This is a genomic window from Arthrobacter sp. Soil736 (assembly GCF_001428005.1).
Taxonomy (GTDB): Bacteria; Actinomycetota; Actinomycetes; order Actinomycetales; family Micrococcaceae; genus Arthrobacter.
In genome coordinates, this window is sequence record NZ_LMSB01000001.1 from 76,172 (window position 1) to 93,638 (window position 17,467).

General features: G+C 66.9%; 19 protein-coding genes. 12 read left to right on the forward strand and 7 right to left on the reverse strand.

What is annotated here, in order from left to right:
• Nucleotides 1-130: 130 nt before the first annotated feature.
• The 3 genes from ASG92_RS00365 (at nucleotide 131) to ASG92_RS00375 (ending at nucleotide 4,403) form a co-directional block, all read left to right on the forward strand.
• A complete protein-coding gene (locus tag ASG92_RS00365; RefSeq protein ID WP_056622816.1) occupies nucleotides 131-1,522 on the forward strand; it encodes an SLC13 family permease in 1,392 nt (463 codons plus the stop codon).
• A gap of 77 nt (nucleotides 1,523-1,599) precedes the next feature.
• Entirely contained in the window at nucleotides 1,600-2,856 is a 1,257-nt protein-coding gene (locus ASG92_RS00370) for a CoA transferase (RefSeq protein WP_056622817.1), read from the forward strand.
• A gap of 2 nt (nucleotides 2,857-2,858) precedes the next feature.
• Nucleotides 2,859-4,403: a carboxyl transferase domain-containing protein gene (locus ASG92_RS00375; protein WP_056622818.1), complete on the forward strand. Its 1,545-nt coding sequence runs from the start codon at nucleotides 2,859-2,861 to the stop codon at nucleotides 4,401-4,403.
• A gap of 85 nt (nucleotides 4,404-4,488) precedes the next feature.
• Here ASG92_RS00375 and ASG92_RS00380 read toward each other — a convergent pair whose 3' ends face one another.
• Nucleotides 4,489-5,100: an NADPH-dependent FMN reductase gene (locus tag ASG92_RS00380; RefSeq protein ID WP_056622821.1), complete on the reverse strand. Its 612-nt coding sequence runs from the start codon at nucleotides 5,098-5,100 to the stop codon at nucleotides 4,489-4,491.
• A gap of 238 nt (nucleotides 5,101-5,338) precedes the next feature.
• On the opposite strand from ASG92_RS00380, the gene ASG92_RS29100 reads away from it, so the two are divergent.
• The 3 genes from ASG92_RS29100 (at nucleotide 5,339) to ASG92_RS00390 (ending at nucleotide 7,808) form a co-directional block, all read left to right on the forward strand.
• Complete coding sequence (locus tag ASG92_RS29100; RefSeq protein WP_200951843.1) at nucleotides 5,339-5,482, forward strand: hypothetical protein; 144 nt, start codon at nucleotides 5,339-5,341, stop codon at nucleotides 5,480-5,482.
• A 108-nt stretch (nucleotides 5,483-5,590) separates the two neighbouring features.
• Nucleotides 5,591-7,456, forward strand: a complete 1,866-nt coding sequence (locus ASG92_RS00385) for a Na+/H+ antiporter (protein ID WP_056622824.1) — start codon at nucleotides 5,591-5,593, stop codon at nucleotides 7,454-7,456.
• Between the two features lie 130 nt (nucleotides 7,457-7,586).
• Nucleotides 7,587-7,808, forward strand: a complete 222-nt coding sequence (locus tag ASG92_RS00390; protein ID WP_056622828.1) for a hypothetical protein — start codon at nucleotides 7,587-7,589, stop codon at nucleotides 7,806-7,808.
• A 13-nt stretch (nucleotides 7,809-7,821) separates the two neighbouring features.
• Here ASG92_RS00390 and ASG92_RS00395 read toward each other — a convergent pair whose 3' ends face one another.
• The gene (locus ASG92_RS00395; RefSeq protein ID WP_056622831.1) at nucleotides 7,822-8,859 is read right to left on the reverse strand and encodes an LLM class flavin-dependent oxidoreductase; all 1,038 of its coding nucleotides are present in this window, start codon (nucleotides 8,857-8,859) and stop codon (nucleotides 7,822-7,824) included.
• A 152-nt stretch (nucleotides 8,860-9,011) separates the two neighbouring features.
• Between ASG92_RS00395 and ASG92_RS00400 the strand changes: the two genes are divergently transcribed.
• Nucleotides 9,012-9,311, forward strand: a complete 300-nt coding sequence (locus tag ASG92_RS00400; protein ID WP_056622832.1) for an antibiotic biosynthesis monooxygenase family protein — start codon at nucleotides 9,012-9,014, stop codon at nucleotides 9,309-9,311.
• Between the two features lie 79 nt (nucleotides 9,312-9,390).
• On the opposite strand, the gene ASG92_RS00405 is transcribed toward ASG92_RS00400, so the two are convergent.
• The gene (locus ASG92_RS00405; protein ID WP_056622833.1) at nucleotides 9,391-9,726 is read right to left on the reverse strand and encodes a hypothetical protein; all 336 of its coding nucleotides are present in this window, start codon (nucleotides 9,724-9,726) and stop codon (nucleotides 9,391-9,393) included.
• 315 nt (nucleotides 9,727-10,041) lie between these two features.
• Here ASG92_RS00405 and ASG92_RS00410 point away from each other — a divergent pair, with 315 nt between their 5' ends.
• Genes ASG92_RS00410 through ASG92_RS00425 form a run of 4 tightly spaced genes read left to right on the forward strand, consistent with a single transcriptional unit; the run spans nucleotide 10,042 to nucleotide 13,163 of the window.
• Nucleotides 10,042-11,238 carry an ABC transporter ATP-binding protein gene (locus ASG92_RS00410; RefSeq protein ID WP_082579218.1) on the forward strand — a complete coding sequence of 399 codons (1,197 nt, stop codon included), beginning with the start codon at nucleotides 10,042-10,044 and terminating at the stop codon, nucleotides 11,236-11,238.
• Nucleotides 11,187-11,867: an ATP-binding cassette domain-containing protein gene (locus ASG92_RS00415; protein WP_056622835.1), complete on the forward strand. Its 681-nt coding sequence runs from the start codon at nucleotides 11,187-11,189 to the stop codon at nucleotides 11,865-11,867. The genes ASG92_RS00410 and ASG92_RS00415 overlap by 52 nt, the downstream gene beginning before the upstream one ends.
• Nucleotides 11,864-12,787 (forward strand): NUDIX hydrolase, encoded by a 924-nt coding sequence (locus tag ASG92_RS00420; protein WP_056622837.1) that lies wholly within the window; start codon nucleotides 11,864-11,866, stop codon nucleotides 12,785-12,787. Before ASG92_RS00415 ends, ASG92_RS00420 begins: the two co-directional genes overlap by 4 nt.
• Before the next feature lie 52 nt (nucleotides 12,788-12,839).
• Nucleotides 12,840-13,163, forward strand: a complete 324-nt coding sequence (locus ASG92_RS00425) for a DUF6221 family protein (RefSeq protein ID WP_056623817.1) — start codon at nucleotides 12,840-12,842, stop codon at nucleotides 13,161-13,163.
• Nucleotides 13,164-13,194: 31 nt separating this feature from the next.
• Here ASG92_RS00425 and ASG92_RS00430 read toward each other — a convergent pair whose 3' ends face one another.
• From ASG92_RS00430 to ASG92_RS00440, 3 genes are all read right to left on the reverse strand, one after another.
• Nucleotides 13,195-14,055: an HNH endonuclease gene (locus ASG92_RS00430; protein WP_056622838.1), complete on the reverse strand. Its 861-nt coding sequence runs from the start codon at nucleotides 14,053-14,055 to the stop codon at nucleotides 13,195-13,197.
• A 28-nt stretch (nucleotides 14,056-14,083) separates the two neighbouring features.
• A complete protein-coding gene (locus ASG92_RS00435) occupies nucleotides 14,084-14,686 on the reverse strand; it encodes a DUF1992 domain-containing protein (RefSeq protein WP_056623819.1) in 603 nt (200 codons plus the stop codon).
• A 713-nt stretch (nucleotides 14,687-15,399) separates the two neighbouring features.
• Nucleotides 15,400-15,936 (reverse strand): GNAT family N-acetyltransferase, encoded by a 537-nt coding sequence (locus tag ASG92_RS00440; protein ID WP_056622839.1) that lies wholly within the window; start codon nucleotides 15,934-15,936, stop codon nucleotides 15,400-15,402.
• 132 nt (nucleotides 15,937-16,068) lie between these two features.
• Here ASG92_RS00440 and ASG92_RS00445 point away from each other — a divergent pair, with 132 nt between their 5' ends.
• Nucleotides 16,069-16,710: an NAD(P)-binding domain-containing protein gene (locus ASG92_RS00445; RefSeq protein ID WP_056622841.1), complete on the forward strand. Its 642-nt coding sequence runs from the start codon at nucleotides 16,069-16,071 to the stop codon at nucleotides 16,708-16,710.
• Between the two features lie 463 nt (nucleotides 16,711-17,173).
• Here ASG92_RS00445 and ASG92_RS00450 read toward each other — a convergent pair whose 3' ends face one another.
• The gene (locus tag ASG92_RS00450) at nucleotides 17,174-17,389 is read right to left on the reverse strand and encodes a hypothetical protein (protein ID WP_056622844.1); all 216 of its coding nucleotides are present in this window, start codon (nucleotides 17,387-17,389) and stop codon (nucleotides 17,174-17,176) included.
• Nucleotides 17,390-17,467 lie beyond the last annotated feature (78 nt).

Sequence of the window (17,467 nt, forward strand, 5' to 3'; positions counted from 1 at the left end):
GTCCTTCCGGCGACGTCCTCGGCACCAGCTTAGCGGAGAACTATTGACAAAGTCACCTAGTGTCTAGGAGGCTAGGCCAGTGAGCCAGTAATCCACATCACACCCAATCTCTTGATCCGGAGGAACAAAGATGTCCGCTCCCGTCCTGTCCATCATCATCCTGGCGGTGATGTTCCTGCTGGCCACGGTGCTGCCCCTCAACATGGGCGCCCTGGCTTTCGTGGGAGCGTTCCTGCTGGGCTCCGTGGTCCTCGGAATGTCCACCAATGACATTCTGGCCAATTTCCCCGGCGGCCTGTTCCTGACGATCGTCGGTGTCACCTACCTCTTCGCCATCGCGCAGAACAACGGCACCATTGACCTGCTGGTGCGGGGCGCCGTCCGGTTGGTGGGCAGCAAGGTGGCCCTCATCCCCTGGGTCATGTTCGCCATCACGGCAGTGATCACCGCCGTCGGCGCACTGTCTCCCGCCGCCGTCGCCATCATTGCGCCGATCGCGCTGAGCTTCGCCGCCAAGCACAAGATCAATCCGCTGATGATGGGCATGATGGTCATCCACGGCGCTCAGGCCGGCGGCTTCTCCCCCATCGCCGTCTACGGCGTCACGGTCAACGGCATCATTGCCAAGACCGAGCTCGAGGCCAGCCCGATGGCCATCTTCCTGGCCAGCTTCTTCTTCAACCTCGCCATTGCCGTAGTGCTCTTCGTGGTCCTCGGCGGCAGCAAGCTGCTCAGCACCAAGACCGGCCGGCTGGTGGAACAGGCTGCGGAGTCGCGGATGGCCGTCAGCGTCGGCGCCCGGGCAGCCGGTGTCCCGCTCCAGGGCTCCGGTTCGTCCATTTCCCCGTCCGGCGCCTCCGCCAAGCGAACCTCCGGCTCCTCCGCCGCCGGCGCCTCGCAGGAAGGGTCGAACGGCGCCCGCGCCAATGTTCCCCAGCTCGTCACCATCCTGGGCCTGATCGCCCTCGCCGTCATCTCGCTGGGCTTCAAAGTGGACGTCGGATTCGTCTCCATCACCATCGCCATCATCCTGGCCCTCGTGTCCCCGGCCGCCCAGAAGGGCGCCGTGAACAAGATCAGCTGGTCCACCGTCCTGCTCATCTGCGGCATGCTCACCTTCGTGGGCGTCCTCGAGGAAGCCGGCACCATCAAATTCGTTTCCGACGGCGTGGCCCACCTCGGCATGCCGCTCGTGGCCGCCCTGCTGATCTGCTACATCGGCGCCGTCGTGTCCGCCTTCGCCTCCTCCACCGCCATCCTCGCGGCCCTCATCCCGCTGGCCGTCCCATTCCTGGCCACCGGCGAAATCGGCGCCGTCGGGGTGATCGCTGCCCTGGCCGTCGCCGCCACGATCGTCGACGTTTCGCCGTTCTCCACCAACGGCGCCCTGGTGCTGGCCAACGCCCCGGAGGACGTGGACAAGGAGAAGTTCTACAAGCAGATCCTGGCCTACAGCGGCATCGTCGTCGCCGCCGGCCCGGCCATCGCCTGGCTGGTCATGGTGCTGCCGGGCTGGATGTAGCCCGCCCTCCGCACAACCGACGCCTCAGTACCCGCCCCACGGCAGACCCCCGTACAGCAAGAAAAGGAACAGCCGCCATGAGCACTGAATCCACGCCCCAGGCCGAAGGCCCGCTCTCGGGATACCTTGTGGTGGACCTGAGCCGTGCCCTCGCCGGCCCGCACGCCGGAATGATGCTGGCGGACCTCGGGGCCCGGGTCATCAAGGTCGAGAACCCGGGCACCGGGGACGACACGCGCGGCTGGGGTCCGCCGTTCGTGGGCCCCGAGGACGATCCCCAGGCCACGTACTTCCTGTCCTGCAACCGCAACAAGGAGTCCATCGCCCTGGATTTGAAGAGCGACGACGGGCGGACGGTCCTGCGCGAACTGCTGGAACGCGCGGACGTGGTGATCGAGAACTTCCGCCCGGGCGTGCTGGACCGGCTCGGGTTCTCGGCCGCGGAGATGCATGCGCTGAACCCCGCGCTCGTGGTCCTGTCCATCACCGGCTTCGGCCACGACGGGCCGGAATCGCGGCGCAGCGGCTACGACCAGATCCTCCAGGGCGAAGCCGGGCTGATGTCCCTGACCGGATCCGGGCCGGACGACCCCCAGCGCGTGGGAGTGCCCATTGCCGACCTGCTGTCCGGCATGTACGGGGCGTTCGGCACGCTGGCGGCCCTGCTGCAGCGCGAGCGGACCGGGCAGGGGCAGATCGTCCGCACGTCCCTGCTCGCGGCGCTGATCGGCGTCCATGCCTTCCAGGGCACCCGGGCCACCGTCGCCGGCGAGACGCCGAGGGCACAAGGCAACCACCACCCGTCCATCGCGCCCTACGGGCTGTTCCACTGCCGGCAGGGCCGGGTGCAGATCAGCGTGGGCAGCGAAAAACTGTGGGCCACCTTCGCCTCGGCGTTCGGGATCGACAACACCAGACCCGAATTCGCCACCAATGCCGACCGGGTGCGGAACCGGGAAAAGGTCATCGAAGAGGTGGAACGGGTGTTCTCCGACTTCGAAGCCGGGCCGCTGCTCGCCAAGCTGAACGAGGCCGGGATCCCCGCCGGCAAGGTGCGGACGCTGGACGAAGTCTACGCATGGGAGCAGGTCCACTCCCAGGGCCTGGTGATCGACGTGGACCACAAGATCCTCGGCAACGTAAGCCTGCCCGGGCCGCCGCTACGGTTCTTCAGCGCCGCCGACACCGCCGAGACGACCCTCAAGACGCACACGGCGCCGCCGCTGCTGGACCAGGACGGAGACCAGATCCGGCAGTGGCTCGGCCTGGTCCCCGCCAACGCGTCCGGCGACGCTCCGGGCACGGTCTCGGACACCGGAGCGGAGGGCCGCTGAGCATGCTGACCCAGCAGAAGGTCCGTCACCTCGACGCCGCCGAACTCATCGCCGCCGTACTGGATCCGGGCTCCTACCGGACCTGGGACGCCCCGGTCACGGACCCTGATCCTGGTCCCGAGTACCGGCAGGAGCTGGCCGCCGCCCGGGCAAAGACCGGCGTTGACGAATCCGTCCTCACCGGCGAAGGCCTGATCCGCGGCCGCCGGGTGGCCGTCATCGTCAGCGAGTTCCGTTTCCTGGCCGGCTCCATCGGGCTGGCCGCGGCGCAACGGATCGTGAACGCCGTCGAACGCGCCACCCGGGAAGGTCTGCCGCTCCTGGCAGGCCCGGCCTCCGGCGGCACCCGCATGCAGGAAGGCACCATCGCCTTCCTCTCCATGGTCAAGATCAGTGCCGCCGTGCGGGCGCACCGGCAGGCCGGGCTGCCGTACCTGGTCTACCTGCGGCATCCCACCACCGGCGGCGTGATGGCGTCGTGGGGGTCGCTCGGGCACATCACCGTGGCCGAGCCCGGCGCCCTGCTTGGCTTCCTTGGCCCCCGGGTCTACGAGGCCCTCTACGGCACCCCCTTTCCGGAGAACGTCCAGGTCGCCGAGAACCTCTTCGACAAGGGCCTCATCGACGCTGTGGTCCCGCCCTGGCAGCTGTCCGACGTCGTCGACCGCGCCCTGAGCATCCTGGTCACCGGCCCGCACCCTCGCGTCGCCCCGCCGCGAACGCTCGCCGTGAGGCCGTCCGACGCCGGAGCCTGGGAATCAATCGAAATCTCACGGAATCCGCGCCGCCCGGACCTGCGGCAGCTGCTTGCCTACGGCGCCCGCGACGTGCTCCCGCTCAACGGCACCGGCCAGGGGGAAAAGGACCCGGGCCTGCTGCTGGCCCTGGCCCGCTTCGGCCAGAAGTCCTGCGTGGTGATCGGCCACACGCGGCCCCGTCCGTCGCAGCAGACGGCGATGGGACCGGCTTCCCTCCGCGAGGCCCGCCGCGGCATGCGGCTGGCCGAGGAGCTTGGACTGCCGCTGCTGACCGTCATCGACACCGGCGGCGCAGCCCTCTCCAAGGAAGCGGAGGAAGGTGGGCTGGCCGGCGAGATCGCCAGGTCCCTGCACGATCTGATCGGCCTCAACTCACCGACCGTCTCCGTGCTGCTGGGACAGGGAGCGGGCGGCGGGGCGCTGGCCATGCTGCCGGCCGACCGGACCATCGCGGCCCAGCACGCCTGGCTCTCCCCGCTGCCGCCCGAAGGCGCCAGCGCCATCGTCCACCGGAGCACCGACTTTGCCCCGGCCATGTCCGCAGCGCAGGGCGTCAACGTGGCGTCCCTGTACGCCAACGGAATGGTGGAGCACATCGTGGACGAACGCCCCGATGCCGCTCTGGAGGGAAGGGCGTTCTGCCAGCGCATGGGGCAGGCGATCGAGTACGAACTGGCCGCGCTGTCCTCGGCGGGGGCGGGCGAACTGCTGCCGCAGCGGATCGGGAAATACCGCAGCCTCGGCGGACTCGTTGCGGAAGCCGCCGGCAGTACAGCCGGTCCCGCCTAGACGGAAGCGGGTCGGCTGACGTTCCGAAAGGACGCAGGGGGCTTCATCGACGCCGGCAGGTGACCACCGGGCAAGGGCCGGGACCCTATCGGGACAGCTTTTCGGCGTCAGGTTTTGGGTCGCCGATGTGTCCGGGCGCGTTGGCGGCGAGCACCCGTTCCACGAACGCGCCGTATTCCTCCATGTAATGGCGCAGGAAGTCCGCGGTGCCCTTGTCGGTGACCGTTCCGTCGTCGGCGAATACGGCAGCGTTGAACTTCACGTAGGCTTCCGGGGCGTTGAGCTGGGGCGCGTCGAGGAAGCTCAGCACGGCACGCATGGAGGACTGCATCACGGCTGTGCCGATGCTGCCCGGCGAGGCGCCGATGATTCCGGTCGGCTTGCGGGCAAACGAATTCGTGCCCCAGGGGCGTGATCCCCAGTCGATGGCATTCTTCAGTGCACCCGGAATGGACCGGTTGTATTCCGGGGACACGAAGAGGATGCCGTCGGAGTCTTCAATGGCGTTCTTCAGGGCCCGTCCTTCCGGTGGGAAGTCGGCGTCGTAGTCGTAGCTGTAAAGCGGCAGATCCTTGATGGGGATCTCCGTGAACTCCAGATCGTCCGGGGCGAGCCTGATGAGGGCGTTGGCGAGAGTGCGGTTAATGGAGCCGCTGGCCAGGCTCCCGACGAAGTATCCGATCTTGTACGTTGCCATGAGGCTGATCCTTCCTATCAGCCGGTGCGAACCGGCTGGCCGACGGTGCTTGAGGCGGTGCTTGACGGGGTGCTGCGGGCAGTCAAGTGGCGGTGCAGGCGGAACCCACCTCACAGTCCAGCACACAACTGGATGTCCGGCCATAGCGGCTGGAATGTCCTTGACAGTCCACGAATGCAGGAGCTAGATGAAGATTAGGTGATGGCCAACAGCACACAACGGCAGCAGAGGAGCGGTCATGAGTGAATACCCAACGGCGCAGCGCATCCACAGCGAGGCCCCTGCCGAAGGGGACGAAACGGCCGACCCCACGGACATCCGCGTCCACTCCCAGGAGCCTGCTGAAGGCGCCGACATCATCGATGACGCAAGCGGCAAATAGCCCCCGCACGCACGGCGCCCGGGCCACGCTTGGGTGACCCGCCGCCGTCGGGCACTACCCGCAGGAACAGCTGCCCGCGCCGGCGCACTGAGCTGAAAGAATAGCGGCATGGAAGTCGCTCTGGGCTTGGTCGTGCTGGCGGCTGTGGTGTGCGCAGGCAGCGCGCTCGGCCGGAAAATCAACGTTTCCGTTCCGCTGCTCCTGGTCCTCGCCGGCGTTGCGGGTTCCTTCCTGCCGTTCATTCCGCCTATGGAACTGAACCCGGAGTTGGTGCTTGTAGGCCTGCTTCCGCCGCTCCTGTATGCCGCGGCGCTGCGGACCTCGCTGTTCGATTTCCGCTCCAATGTGCGCGCCATTGGGCTGCTCTCGGTGGGTTACGTCATCTTTGGCACCATCGCGGTAGGCGTGGTGGTCCACTGGCTTTTCCCGGAAATACCGCTCGCCGCGGCCATCGCGCTCGGTGCCGTGGTGGCCCCGCCGGATGCCGTGGCGGCCACCGCGATCGCCCGCAAGGTGGGGATGCCACGCAGGATTGTGAGCATCCTCGAGGGCGAATCGCTCGTCAACGACGCCACCGCCCTGGTGTGCCTGCGCGGTGCCATCGCGGCGATTTCAGGGGCAGTCTCCTTGGCGGAGATTGGCGGCGAGTTCCTGTTGGCGGCGGGCGGCGGCCTGGCGGTGGGCCTCGCTGCGGCCTATCTCCTCACCCAGCTCCGCCTGAGGATCCGCAATGTTGCGATCAACACGTCGACGTCGCTGATGGCGCCGTTCGTGGCCTACTTGCCCGCGGAGGGGATTCACGCCTCGGGAGTGCTGGCCGTGGTGGTCACCGGCCTGATCATGGGCACCAAAGCCCCGTCCATGCCCAACGGCGCGGCGCGGCTGAGCCAGCGGAGCAACTGGGATACCGTGCAGTTCCTGCTGGAGAACTCGGTGTTCCTCCTGATCGGCCTGCAGGTGCGGACCATCATCGAGGGCGTCCAGGACGATCCCCTGGGCCCGGGAAGGATCTGGGCCGGCTGCGCGGTAGTTCTGCTTTCGGTGCTGGTACTCCGGCCGCTCTGGGTGTTTCCCGCCACCTACCTGCCGCGGCTCATTCCCGCGGTGGCGCGCAAGGATCCCGCACCGCCGTGGCAGTATCCGGCCATCGTTTCCTGGGCCGGGATGCGCGGCGTGGTGACCCTTGCGGCGGTCCTGACCCTCCCCGCAGACCTGGAGCACAGATCCGTGCTCATCCTCGCGGCCATGGTGGTGGTGGCCGGCACGCTGGCCATCCAGGGCTTCACCCTTCCCCCGCTGGTGCGGCTGCTCCGGGTGCGGGGCCCGGACGCTCGCGAAGACGCCCTCAGCAAGGCAGCACTGATGCATCTGGCCACGGCGGCCGGCGTCGAGCGGCTGCACGAACTGCGGACGGACAACGACCTCCCGGAGGTCGTGGCCATGCTGAAGCGGCGGACGCAGGAACGCGGGCTCGCGGCGTGGGAACGGCTGGGCCGGCCGACGGCGGAGGCAGCCACCCCCAGCCAGCGCTACGCCCAGCTGCGGCTGGCCATGCTGGAGGCCGAGCGCGCCCGGGTGCTGGAGCTTCGGCGGGGCGGCGAGTACGCGCACGAGGTCCTCAGCGACGTACTGGAGAGGCTCGACATCGAAGAGTCGATGCTCGACGCCGCCCTCGACGAAGCGGACGTCGCCGGGACCGGAAGGACTCCACGGCCGGGCGGCGGCTGCGAGCACCTGGAATCGGCACCGGATCCCGCCGTCCCGAACGACGCCTACTGCCTCGCGTGTGTCCGCGATGGCACGACGACCGTCCACCTCCGGATGTGCCTGGAGTGCGGCAACGTAGCCTGCTGCGATTCCTCGCCCGGCACCCACGCGTCAAGGCATTTTGAGGCGACCGGCCATCCCGCCATGCGCAGCATCGAACCGGGTGAGGACTGGCGCTGGTGTTACGTCGACGGTTTGCTGGGCTGACAGACGAGGCGTCCGGATCTAACATGGCCGTAACCCGCCATTAGTCCCGCGGGGCGAGACTTAAGTCTCGGAGTCCATACGACTGGCCTTTTTGCTATGGGGGCAGCCACTCGACGAGGAGTCACAAGGCATGAACAGTCACGAAAAGGGCACGTCCGAAACCTTCCACCGGCAGCCGCGCAGCGGCGAACGGCTCGACCTGAGGAGCCTGCACGTCCGCGAAGACGTGGCGCGCACGGGGCGCTGCGGCAACGTTCATCTGGCCACCGGACGCACGTGCATCCTGCCCGAGCGCCACCAGGGGTCCTGCGGTTTTGTCGGCCCGGAAGACGCCAAAGGCCTGGTGAATTAGAAGGCCTGGTGAATTAGCGCGCCGGGACGCCGATTTCCTTGTTCACGGCGGGCATGATTTCGGTGGCCAGCAGCTCGATGGAGCGCGCGGTTTCGGCGAAGGGGAGGCCGCCCAAACCGACCTGGGCCAGGTAACGGCTGGTGCCGAGGTTCTCGTGGATGTCCAGGAGCTTCTCGGTGACCTGCTGGGGGCTTCCCACGAGGAGTCCGCCGCCGGGCTCGGTCCAGTCGTCGAAGGTCGACCGCGGGAAGTGGTCCACCGGGCGCGGCATGTTCTGTTCAAAATAGGCCCGGTAGTGGGGGTAGAAGGTGTCCCGCGCCTGCTGCGAGGTAGGCGCCGCATAAAAGTGCCCGCCGGCCCCCACCGGCAGGGCAGCGGAATCGTGCCCGGCGTCGGCCGCGCTCTGGCGGTAGAGTTCCACGAGGCGGCGGAACCTGGCCGGCCCCGACAGCAGGGCGATGAACAGCGGCAGCCCCAAGCGCCCCGCCCGCGCAAAGCTTGACGGGGTGCCGCCCACGCCCACCCAGACGGGGAGCTTGTCCTGGACCGACCGGGGCGCGATGTCCATTCCGGGAATGCTCTGGGTCAGGTTTCCCTGCCAGTTCACCACCGCGGCGTCCCGCAGTTCCAGCAGAAGGCGCAGCTTTTCGTCAAAGAGGGCGTCGTAGTCGTCCAGCCCGTGGCCGAACAGCGGATACGACTCCACGAAGGCGCCACGGCCGGCGATGATCTCGGCCCGGCCGTCGGAAATCAGGTCCAGGGTCGCGAACTGCTCAAAGAGACGCACGGGGTCCTGCGTGGAGAGCACGGTGACCGCGGTGCCGAGCCGGAGGTTCGTGGTTTCCCGGGCAATGGCTGCAAGCACAATCTCCGGGGCGGACAGGGCAAAGTCACGGCGGTGGTGCTCCCCCAGGCCGAGGAAACTGAGGCCGGCCTGGTCAGCCAGCTTGGCCAGCTCGATGATTTCCTTCAGGCGCTGCTGCGGAGACAGCGATGCGCCGGTGCTGATGTTTCGTGAAAGCTCGCCAAAGGTGAAGATGCCAAAGTCCATGTTTTATTGAACATTCAAGTAGTTGGTTTCATTCCGCGAACGGCGGCGGGGGACGACGACGGCGAACGGCGGTATGTGATCGGCACTCCCCTGCGCCCGGGTCCGGTCCTAAGATTGTGCTATCTGAGCACGCGGGAAAGGGTGTGAGACCGATGGCAGAGCATTACGCTTCCGGGGTCTGGCAGGTCAAACTCGGCAACGATGACGAGTTTGTGGAGCGGTGGAAGGAGTTCCTGCAGTGGTCGCGGGAAAACTACCCGGCCATGGTGGTGGCGAAACTTCTCCGCGACAGCGGTACCGCCGGGCACTATATTTCGTTCTCGGAGTGGACCGACGAGGCTTCCCGGAATGCGTGGAAGCAGCAACCCGAGTTCAAGGCCCGCATCGGTGCCTGCGTGGCACTGTGCGAGGACATGCGCGGGGCTGATTACGAGCTGGCGGCGACGGTCTAGCCGACGATCCAGCTGACGGTTTAGCACTGGCCGCCTGCCTCGGTGCCGATGCTGACGGCGTGATTGCGCACGCCGGTTCTCAGGGGGCGATCTCGCCGGCCAGTTCAGACGCCGGCCTGAGGATCCAGCGCTCCCCGTCCTTCTCGTAGCTGATCACCACGGAGGCGCTGGTGCCGCTGGCCGCATCCATCGCCAGCAGCAGCGCGTCCTCCATCCGCCGCGCGTGCTCAAGCCGTTCGATCGTGGTGCCTGCGAGGTCGCTGTTGTCGATCAGAATAGAGACTTTTCCGTCCGCGACGACTTTGAGTGAATATCCCTGATCGTCATGGACGGATCCGCGGGAGGTTGCGATTTCCGTGACCCTGTCCGCACGAACCAGGCTCTGGCTGATCGTGCGGATCCACACGTCACCCATTGGAACTCCTTTGCTCGCCATGCGCGGCAGGAACTGCCCACAAGCAAAACGGTAGCCCGTGACGGCCCGAATGTAAGCCCCCAGAAGTCACTTCCCGGCCGTTGGGGCGCTGTTCCGTGCTTTTGGGGCCGCGCACCGTGATTCCGGGTGGTGACTGGGGAACGATTCCGGCACACGACCACTGCCTAGCCCCCACATTGGTGCATATCCCGCCTGCCTCTTCATTCGCGCCAACAAGGTTTCTCCAACCTCGGGCAGAGCTTTCCCAAAGCTCAGCCAGAGATAGTGAGCGGCACCAGGAATTTAGGGGGAAAGATGTTCTTGACCTTTTGGCGGTTTCGCAGCGCGATTGCGTCCCATGCGGGGGCAATGGGCGGAGGTGCGCTGCTGGTTATCTTCGTCGCCGCGATGGAAGTGGCATTGCCCTGGCCCATGAAGATCATTGTCGACGACGTCCTCCAGCCGTTGGGCCAAACCGCTCAGCACGGGACGCCGGCCGTCCTGGGGCTAGCCGCATTCGGTCCCCTCCAGCTGCTCCTCCTCGCCGCAGGGGCACTGCTCACCATGACAGTGATGAACGCCGCCGCGGACTATCTGGGGACCCGTATGCTCAACAGCGTCGGCGAGAAGACCATGGCCACCATCCGCGCCGACGTTTTCGCCCATCTGCAGCGCCTGTCCCTGTCCTTCCACGACAAGCAACGGCTGGGCGACCTGGTCACACGGACCACCACGGACGTCGACTATGTGCGCGCGCTGATGGTGTCGATGCTTTCGGTGCTGCTTCCCAACGTGTTCATTCTGGGCTTCGTCACCACCATTTGCGTGCTCGTCGATCCCGCGTTTGCCCTGATCGGCCTTGCAGTGGCCCCGCTGCTGTTCGTGACCGTGCTGGTCTACCGGCGCCGGATAAAGATGGCCTCCCGGGAGGCCCGCAGCAAGGACAGCGACATAGCAGCAGCCATGTCCGAGACGTTCGCGTCTGTGCGGGTGATGCAGACGTATACGAGCGAAGCGCGTCATGAGGACGACTTCCGCGCCCGGAATAACGGACGGCGGGACGCCGGCCTGAGGGTCATCCGGCTTCAGTCCATGTTCTCGCCCCTGGTCGACGTCATCGCGACAATGGGCACGGTCCTGGTGCTCTGGATCGGAGCCCAACGGGTGTTGGAAGGCACCATGACGCTGGGAATGTTGCTCGTATTCCTCGCCTACCTCAAGGCGCTCTATTCGCCGATGAAGTCCCTGGCGAAACTGACAACGGTGATTAGCCGCGGGCAGGCGAGCGCCGAGCGTATCCAGGAAATTCTGGACACGGCTCCGGCCATCTCCGACAAGCCGGGGCCGTGCCTGCCCCGAAGCTGGCCGGCGCAGTGGAATTGCGCGGCGTCAGCTTCGGCTACCAGGGGGATCGAAACGTCCTGCACGGGATTGGCCTCAAGGCCGAGCCGGGCAGCGTCGTGGCCATCACCGGCCCCACGGGAGCCGGGAAATCGTCCGTCGTCAGTCTGATTCCGCGCCTGTACGACGCGACGCTGGGGGCCGTTCTGCTCGACGGCGTGGACGTGAGGGATATGCAGGTCACCACCGTGCGCAAGCAGATCTCCATGGTGCTGCAGGAGTCCATCCTCTTCCGGGGAACGATCTACGACAACATCGCCTACGGCTCCGAGGGGGCCGGCAGGGAGCAGGTGCTTGCGGCCGCCGAGGCGGCCCACGTGGACGAATTCGTCCGGAACCTGCCGCTGGGATATGACACCCCGGTAGCGGAGAGAGGCGTCACCCTCTCCGGCGGACAGCGCCAGCGCATCGCCATCGCCCGGGCACTGGTCCGGGACACACCCATCGTCATCCTCGATGAACCAACGTCCGGCCTGGATGCGATCTCGGAGCAATACGTCATGCGTGGCCTCGAACAGCTGATGGCCGGACGCACGGTCATCGTCATTGCCCACCGGCTTTCCACGCTCCAACGCGCCGACCGGATTTATGTCATGGACCACGGTCGGGTGGTCGAAAGCGGCCGGCACGGCGAGCTTGTCGAAGCGGGCGGCCTCTACAGCCGCCTGGATCAGCTCCAGCACGCCAAGGAAGCCCCGGCGCCGGCCTTGACCATGGTGCCGACGGAGCAAAGCGCATGAGCAGGAACAAGCCCGGCACTTACGGTGCGCTGCCGTGGCGCATCGGAAGCAAGGGCGCCCTCGAAGTACTCCTGATTCACCGGCCGGCGCATGGCGACTGGTCCATCCCCAAAGGCAAGGCGGAGCCTGGAGAGTCGGCCCGGGAATGTGCGGCGCGGGAAGTGCGGGAGGAGACCGGTTTCGAATGCCGCCTCGGCGCGGAACTGCCGAGCATCCGCTACGAAGACAGCAGGAACAGGATCAAGACGATCCGCTACTGGGCCGCAGCCGCGGAGTCTGGCCACTTCCGCGCCAACACCGAGGTGGACGCGGCGAGGTGGCTGTCCCTCCCCGCCGCCTTGCGCACCGTGACGGAGCCGCGGGACCGGCCTGCCATCGTCGCCCTGGGCACGCAGCTCCAACTGCAGCTCGGAGTGCGTCCCGTGCCTGAGCGGGAAAAAATGCTGTTGCTGGTCCGCGGCGCCCGGGTCACCAGGCGCAGCGAACGGGGACCTACGGATGACAGCTGGCCGCTGGGTGACGAAGTCGCACACGCCGCCCAATCACTGGCCGCGCTGGGAGCGGTGTTCAAAATAGAGCGGGTCCTGTCCGCCCCCACGGTCCGCTGCGTCGAGACCGTAGCCGAGCTGGCGCGGCGGGAGTCCCTTGAGGTGGTGCGTTCAGACCACCTCACGGGAGGCAGCATCGAAGCGGCCCTCCGCCTCGTTGCGCAGGCCCGCGGGACCGGAACGGTCCTGTGCACGCACGAGGGAGTGATGGAAGGCGTGCTGGACCATCTGGTCCGCCATGACCGCACCATCTTGAACAAACGGTTCCGCGTCCGCAAAGGATCCGCCTGGGTCCTCACCGGCGATGAGAGCCGCTACCACTCCGCCTACTATCTCCCGCTGCCGGCGGCGGACCTCGCCAGCACGCCATAGCCCTGGGGCTGGGCGCTACTCCCCGATGATTTCCCGGGCGTACGCTCAGTTTGTGGACATCGTGGAATTCCTGTCCGATCGCATCGCCGAAGACGAGGCGGTGGCGCGCAAGCTCCTCGGTGACCGGACCACCTCCGAAACGGGCAAGTGGTACGAACGCCGCCTGCTGCTGGAATGCGAGGCCAAGAGAAGGCTCATCGGCATCATCGAAGCGGCCCGGCAGACCGCCCTGGCAACGCTTGTCAGCGACCCGTACGGCGAGGACACACACTGGATTCCCGGCGCCCTGGAATGGACCGGGCTGTCCCTGAACGCCTTGGCGCTGCCCTACTCCGACCATCCGGACTTCGAACAGGACTGGCTGTGGTCGCCCTGACCGGTCAGTCACCTTCGCCCTGACCGGGCTGTCACCTGCTCTCCAGGATCCTTTGGGCGGCGGCCTGCGCCTCCAGTTCCTGCTGGGACAGGACCGAGCCGGCGATGTGTCCGGCTCCTGACATCATCGCCCGCAGCTCCGCGGGGGTGTAGGGCACGGGCCTGCGGTGAGCCATGTAGTGGCAGTTCGGGCACAGCGGGACCAGGTCGCCGATGGGGTCCAGCTCGTAGCCGGGCCCCAGCTGGGAGACGGGCGTCAGGTGATGGACGTGGATGAAGCCTTCCCCCTCGGGACCGTAGACGGCTTCGAAGGAGAATCCGCAGGCAGCGCAGGACGTGCCGTGGTGCGCCAGGCAGATCCGCCGGGCCTGGGGGCTGCGCTCATACCGGTTCATGGCGACCCGGGTCAGGGCATCCTGCGGGGCCGTCCCGGGCACCGGCAGGATCGGATCGATCCCGTCCGGCGGCAGGTGCTCCGCCCAGATGGCGCGGACCGCCCTCTCCTCTTCGTCCGGGATCCGCCGGCCAGCCGCCTTGACGGTGTTCCACCCCGACATCGGCGCCCTGGCAATGAGGACGTCCACGGGAATCTGGTCGCCCAGCGGAAGCAGTGCGTCAAAGTCCACGTCGATGACCGTGCCGGACTCACCGGCTTTCTCCGCGGGGGCGGGACGGTACGGGGTGGAAGCGGTAACACCGTGGCCAATCAGTCCGCGGCCTGCCTTACCCACCAGAAGCAACCAGGCGTCCGCGCCGGGCGCGACTTTTGTGCTGTTGAGGATTCGCCACGGGCGGCGATGGACCCCGGCCGCGGCGAGCTCGTCGACGACCCTCGAATACTCCGGCCACGTCGTACCGGCGCCCGGGTTCCAGCCCAGCAATACAGCCACCATGTCTTTATGGTGCCACCTGAGGAGCGGTTCAGGAGGATCCGCTCCAGAAGCGCCGCCACCACCGGCGCTTGGACTCCGGCTCCGGTTCCGGCGGGGCAGCGGCGGCCTTGGCTGCCCGCCGCTCGATCCAGCGCTGCACTTCGGCGTCGGCGTCGCGGGTTTTGGTGATCACGGGCGGCCCGCCCTGAAGCTGGCGCCGCGCATCAATCACCCGCGCATTGAAATCCGCCACGATGTCGCGCACCTGTTTTTCCGAGTACTGGGCATCGAGCCTAGAGTCGAGCTCGGCGTCCTCGGTGCGCAGGAGAATCGCTTTCGGGCCGAGGCCGGTGATGTGTTCACGCTGGATCAGGCCCTTGACCCACCAATCGGGATCGTAGCCCTCCCCCAGCCCCGGAATCGGCTTGCCGGCATACTTCAGGTTGTCGAACTTCCCCTGCGCCATGGCGTCCCGGATCAGGTACTCAACCCTGGCGGCGTCATCGATCTTCTTGCGCTTCTGCCGGTCTTCCTCCTCGGCCGCGGCAAGCTCCGAATCCTCCCGGGCCGACCCGCCGGAGGCCCGGACGGCGCGGAGCTCGGCGCCCCGTTCCATCCGCCGTCTGAACTCGCCGGCCGTCCCGCCGCCCATCATCCACCACGCCCTTGCCCACCTGGAATCCATAAGCCTGACTTCCAGTATTCCGGCGTGGACCGCGCTCTTCAACGGCGGCGGCTCATGGCGCACCACCGGAGCTGCCTGCCTGCGGACGGGACAGGAGAGTACGACGGCGGGCACCTCCCGCCGTCGTACTCTTGCGTTCGTTTACATGGGGTCAGGCCAGTTTCCGATGACCGCGCGGACCGGGGTGGCAGCGCCGGCGGCATGGGCGCCGGGGCGTGACGGGCCTTGAGCGTCGGGCATCGCCGGGCTGACAGGCCCGGCTGAGACAGGGCCAGGCGCGACCCCGCTGGGCGGCGTGTGCATGGGTTCAGAGGTGGCCGGAGGCTCAGACCTCGGAAAATTCATCGGTACCCTCGCAAATCGTCGGCCACTGAAGCCGGGCTATGGGACATGTGAACAATGCCCGAGCCGTCAATTGAGTGGGCCGGTGCAGCAGTGCTCCCGGCCGGCCCAATTGGCGGCGTCGGTCATCGTAGTGCCGGAGAATCCGACGCGGATCGGCCACTCCGACAGCGACCGTGGTGCGGCCGTCCCAGCCCAGCTTGTGCAGGCACATTGTCCATGTCCCGGCACTCACAACCACCCAATGCAACAACAGTATGGCTACCGCCCGGCGGAAGCATCCGTACCGATTACCCGAGTTTTTCCTACTGCGGCTACTTGTCCACTCGGGACCGGCGTCAGTCCAGAATGCGCTGGAAGAGGATGTGGTCCTGCCAGCGGCCCGCAATCTTGAGGTAGGACGCGGCGTGGCCGATCTTCTGGAATCCAGCGCGGGCCAGGACTTTCTGGGACGCCGCGTTGTGGACCAGCGTCCCGGCCTGGACCCTGTGCAGCCCGTAACTGTCCCGTGCGGATGCGAGCGCGAACGCCACGGCGGCAGAGGCGATTCCGCGGCCGTTGACCTCCCGGTCCACCCAGTAGCCCAGGTGGGCGCTGAGCAACGGTCCGCGGAAAATCCGGCTCAAAGTGATGTTTCCAACGATTTGCCCCTCGCCGTCGACAAGAACCCACGGCACCGACAAACCGGAATCATACTGGGCCAGCCGGGACTCGATTTCGCGGCGCTGGCCCGCCGCCGTGAAGAACTCCTCCGGCCTGACCGGCTCCCAGGGGGCGAGGTGCTCGCGGTTGCGCCGGTACGCCGCCGCCTGGGCCTCCGCATCCGAGGAATGCAGCAGTCTCACGCCGACGTCGCCAACCAGGGAATGAACCATTGAAGTCACCGGGCGACTCTACTTACCCGGCAAGGAGGCTTCAACCGGCGGCGGTGGCAGCGGCGGGATCCTCCCGTCGTCCTCTGGCGTAACGTACGAAATATCCATCCCTGGGACGCTGTTGGCCCGGATATGACAACAATCGGAATCATCGGTGCAGGACACATTGGCAGCCAGGTTGCGCGCAAGGCGGTGCAACTGGGCTACGACGTGGTCATCAGCAACTCCCGGGGGCCGGAAACCCTGGCGGATCTGGTGGCGGAACTGGGGCCGCGGGCACGGGCCGCGACGCCGGCCGAAGCGGCAGCGGCGGGTGATTTCGCCGTCGTCTCCGTCCCCTTCAGGAACTACCGGGACATCCCCGTGGAGCCGCTGGCCGGCAAGGTCGTGATCGACACGAACAACTACTACTGGGAGCGCGACGGCCGCTTCCCCGCCCTGGACAAAGGCGAAGCCACCACCACCGGGCTGCTGCAGGAACACCTGCCCGCATCCAAGGTGGCCAAGGGCTTCAACCACATCATGGCAAAGCACATCACCGCGGACGGCACGCCGGCGGGCACGGCCAACCGCAGGGCACTGGCCACCGCCAGCGACTACGCGGAAGCGAGCGGCCTGGTGACGAAGCTCTATGACGAGTTCGGCTTCGATACCGTCAACATCGGCCCGCTATCCGAGAGCTGGCGCGCCGAGCGGGCCCGCCCCGCCTACGTCGTGCGCCAGAACGCGGCCGAGCTTGCCGAGAACCTCGCCAAAGCGCCACGCACCATCTGACGGCCGCCCGGGCCCGGACGCAATCGCAAGGGGACGACGGCGGGCAGGCAGCGCGACTGCATGATCAGCGGACCCCGAAGGATCGAACGGTTGTAGGCGGGGGCCGCTGCCACGACGGAGTCGAAGTCTCTGGTTCCGCGCAGCTCTCATACGGAGTGTGGCGGTGGTTGTTACCCACCCGGCGCTCAAAGAGGGGCCGCCTCGGCGAGGCTGAAGCACTCGACCAGGCCGGCGGAAGCGGAAAGAGTTCCGCGGATTGCCCGGGCTGAACCCGGCAGCTCGCTATTGAGCTGGCATGACTAAAACTGTACCGGTTATTTTGACTGGCTCAAAATAACCGCTTCTCTGCGGTTCGGCGCCGCACGCGTGCAGCCGATTGCCGCGATGTTGCATCCCCAACCGGAGCTGCCAGACGGCGACGACGGCAGGAGGTGCCGCCGTCGCCTCCGGAACGGCTAGGCCCTTACATGTTTTCCGTCCGGGATTCTTCCTCCGGCGCCGTGTCAGCTTCTTCGCTGCGCTCCAGGACCTGCCACACGATCACCGATCCGGTGACAGCGGCGGCCAATATACCGAGGACCAGCCAGGCTGTCCTGGATCCCCGCCCGCCGGACCGGAGACGCTTCTCCGCGCGGCTCAGGGCCTCCCGAGCGTGAATCTTGTTCGCAGCCCTGTTCATTCCTATCTCCACCTTCCGCGATTCTGTCTTTGGGCCAGCTCTATGGGCCCCTGAAAACACCCAAATAATACCCGGAGG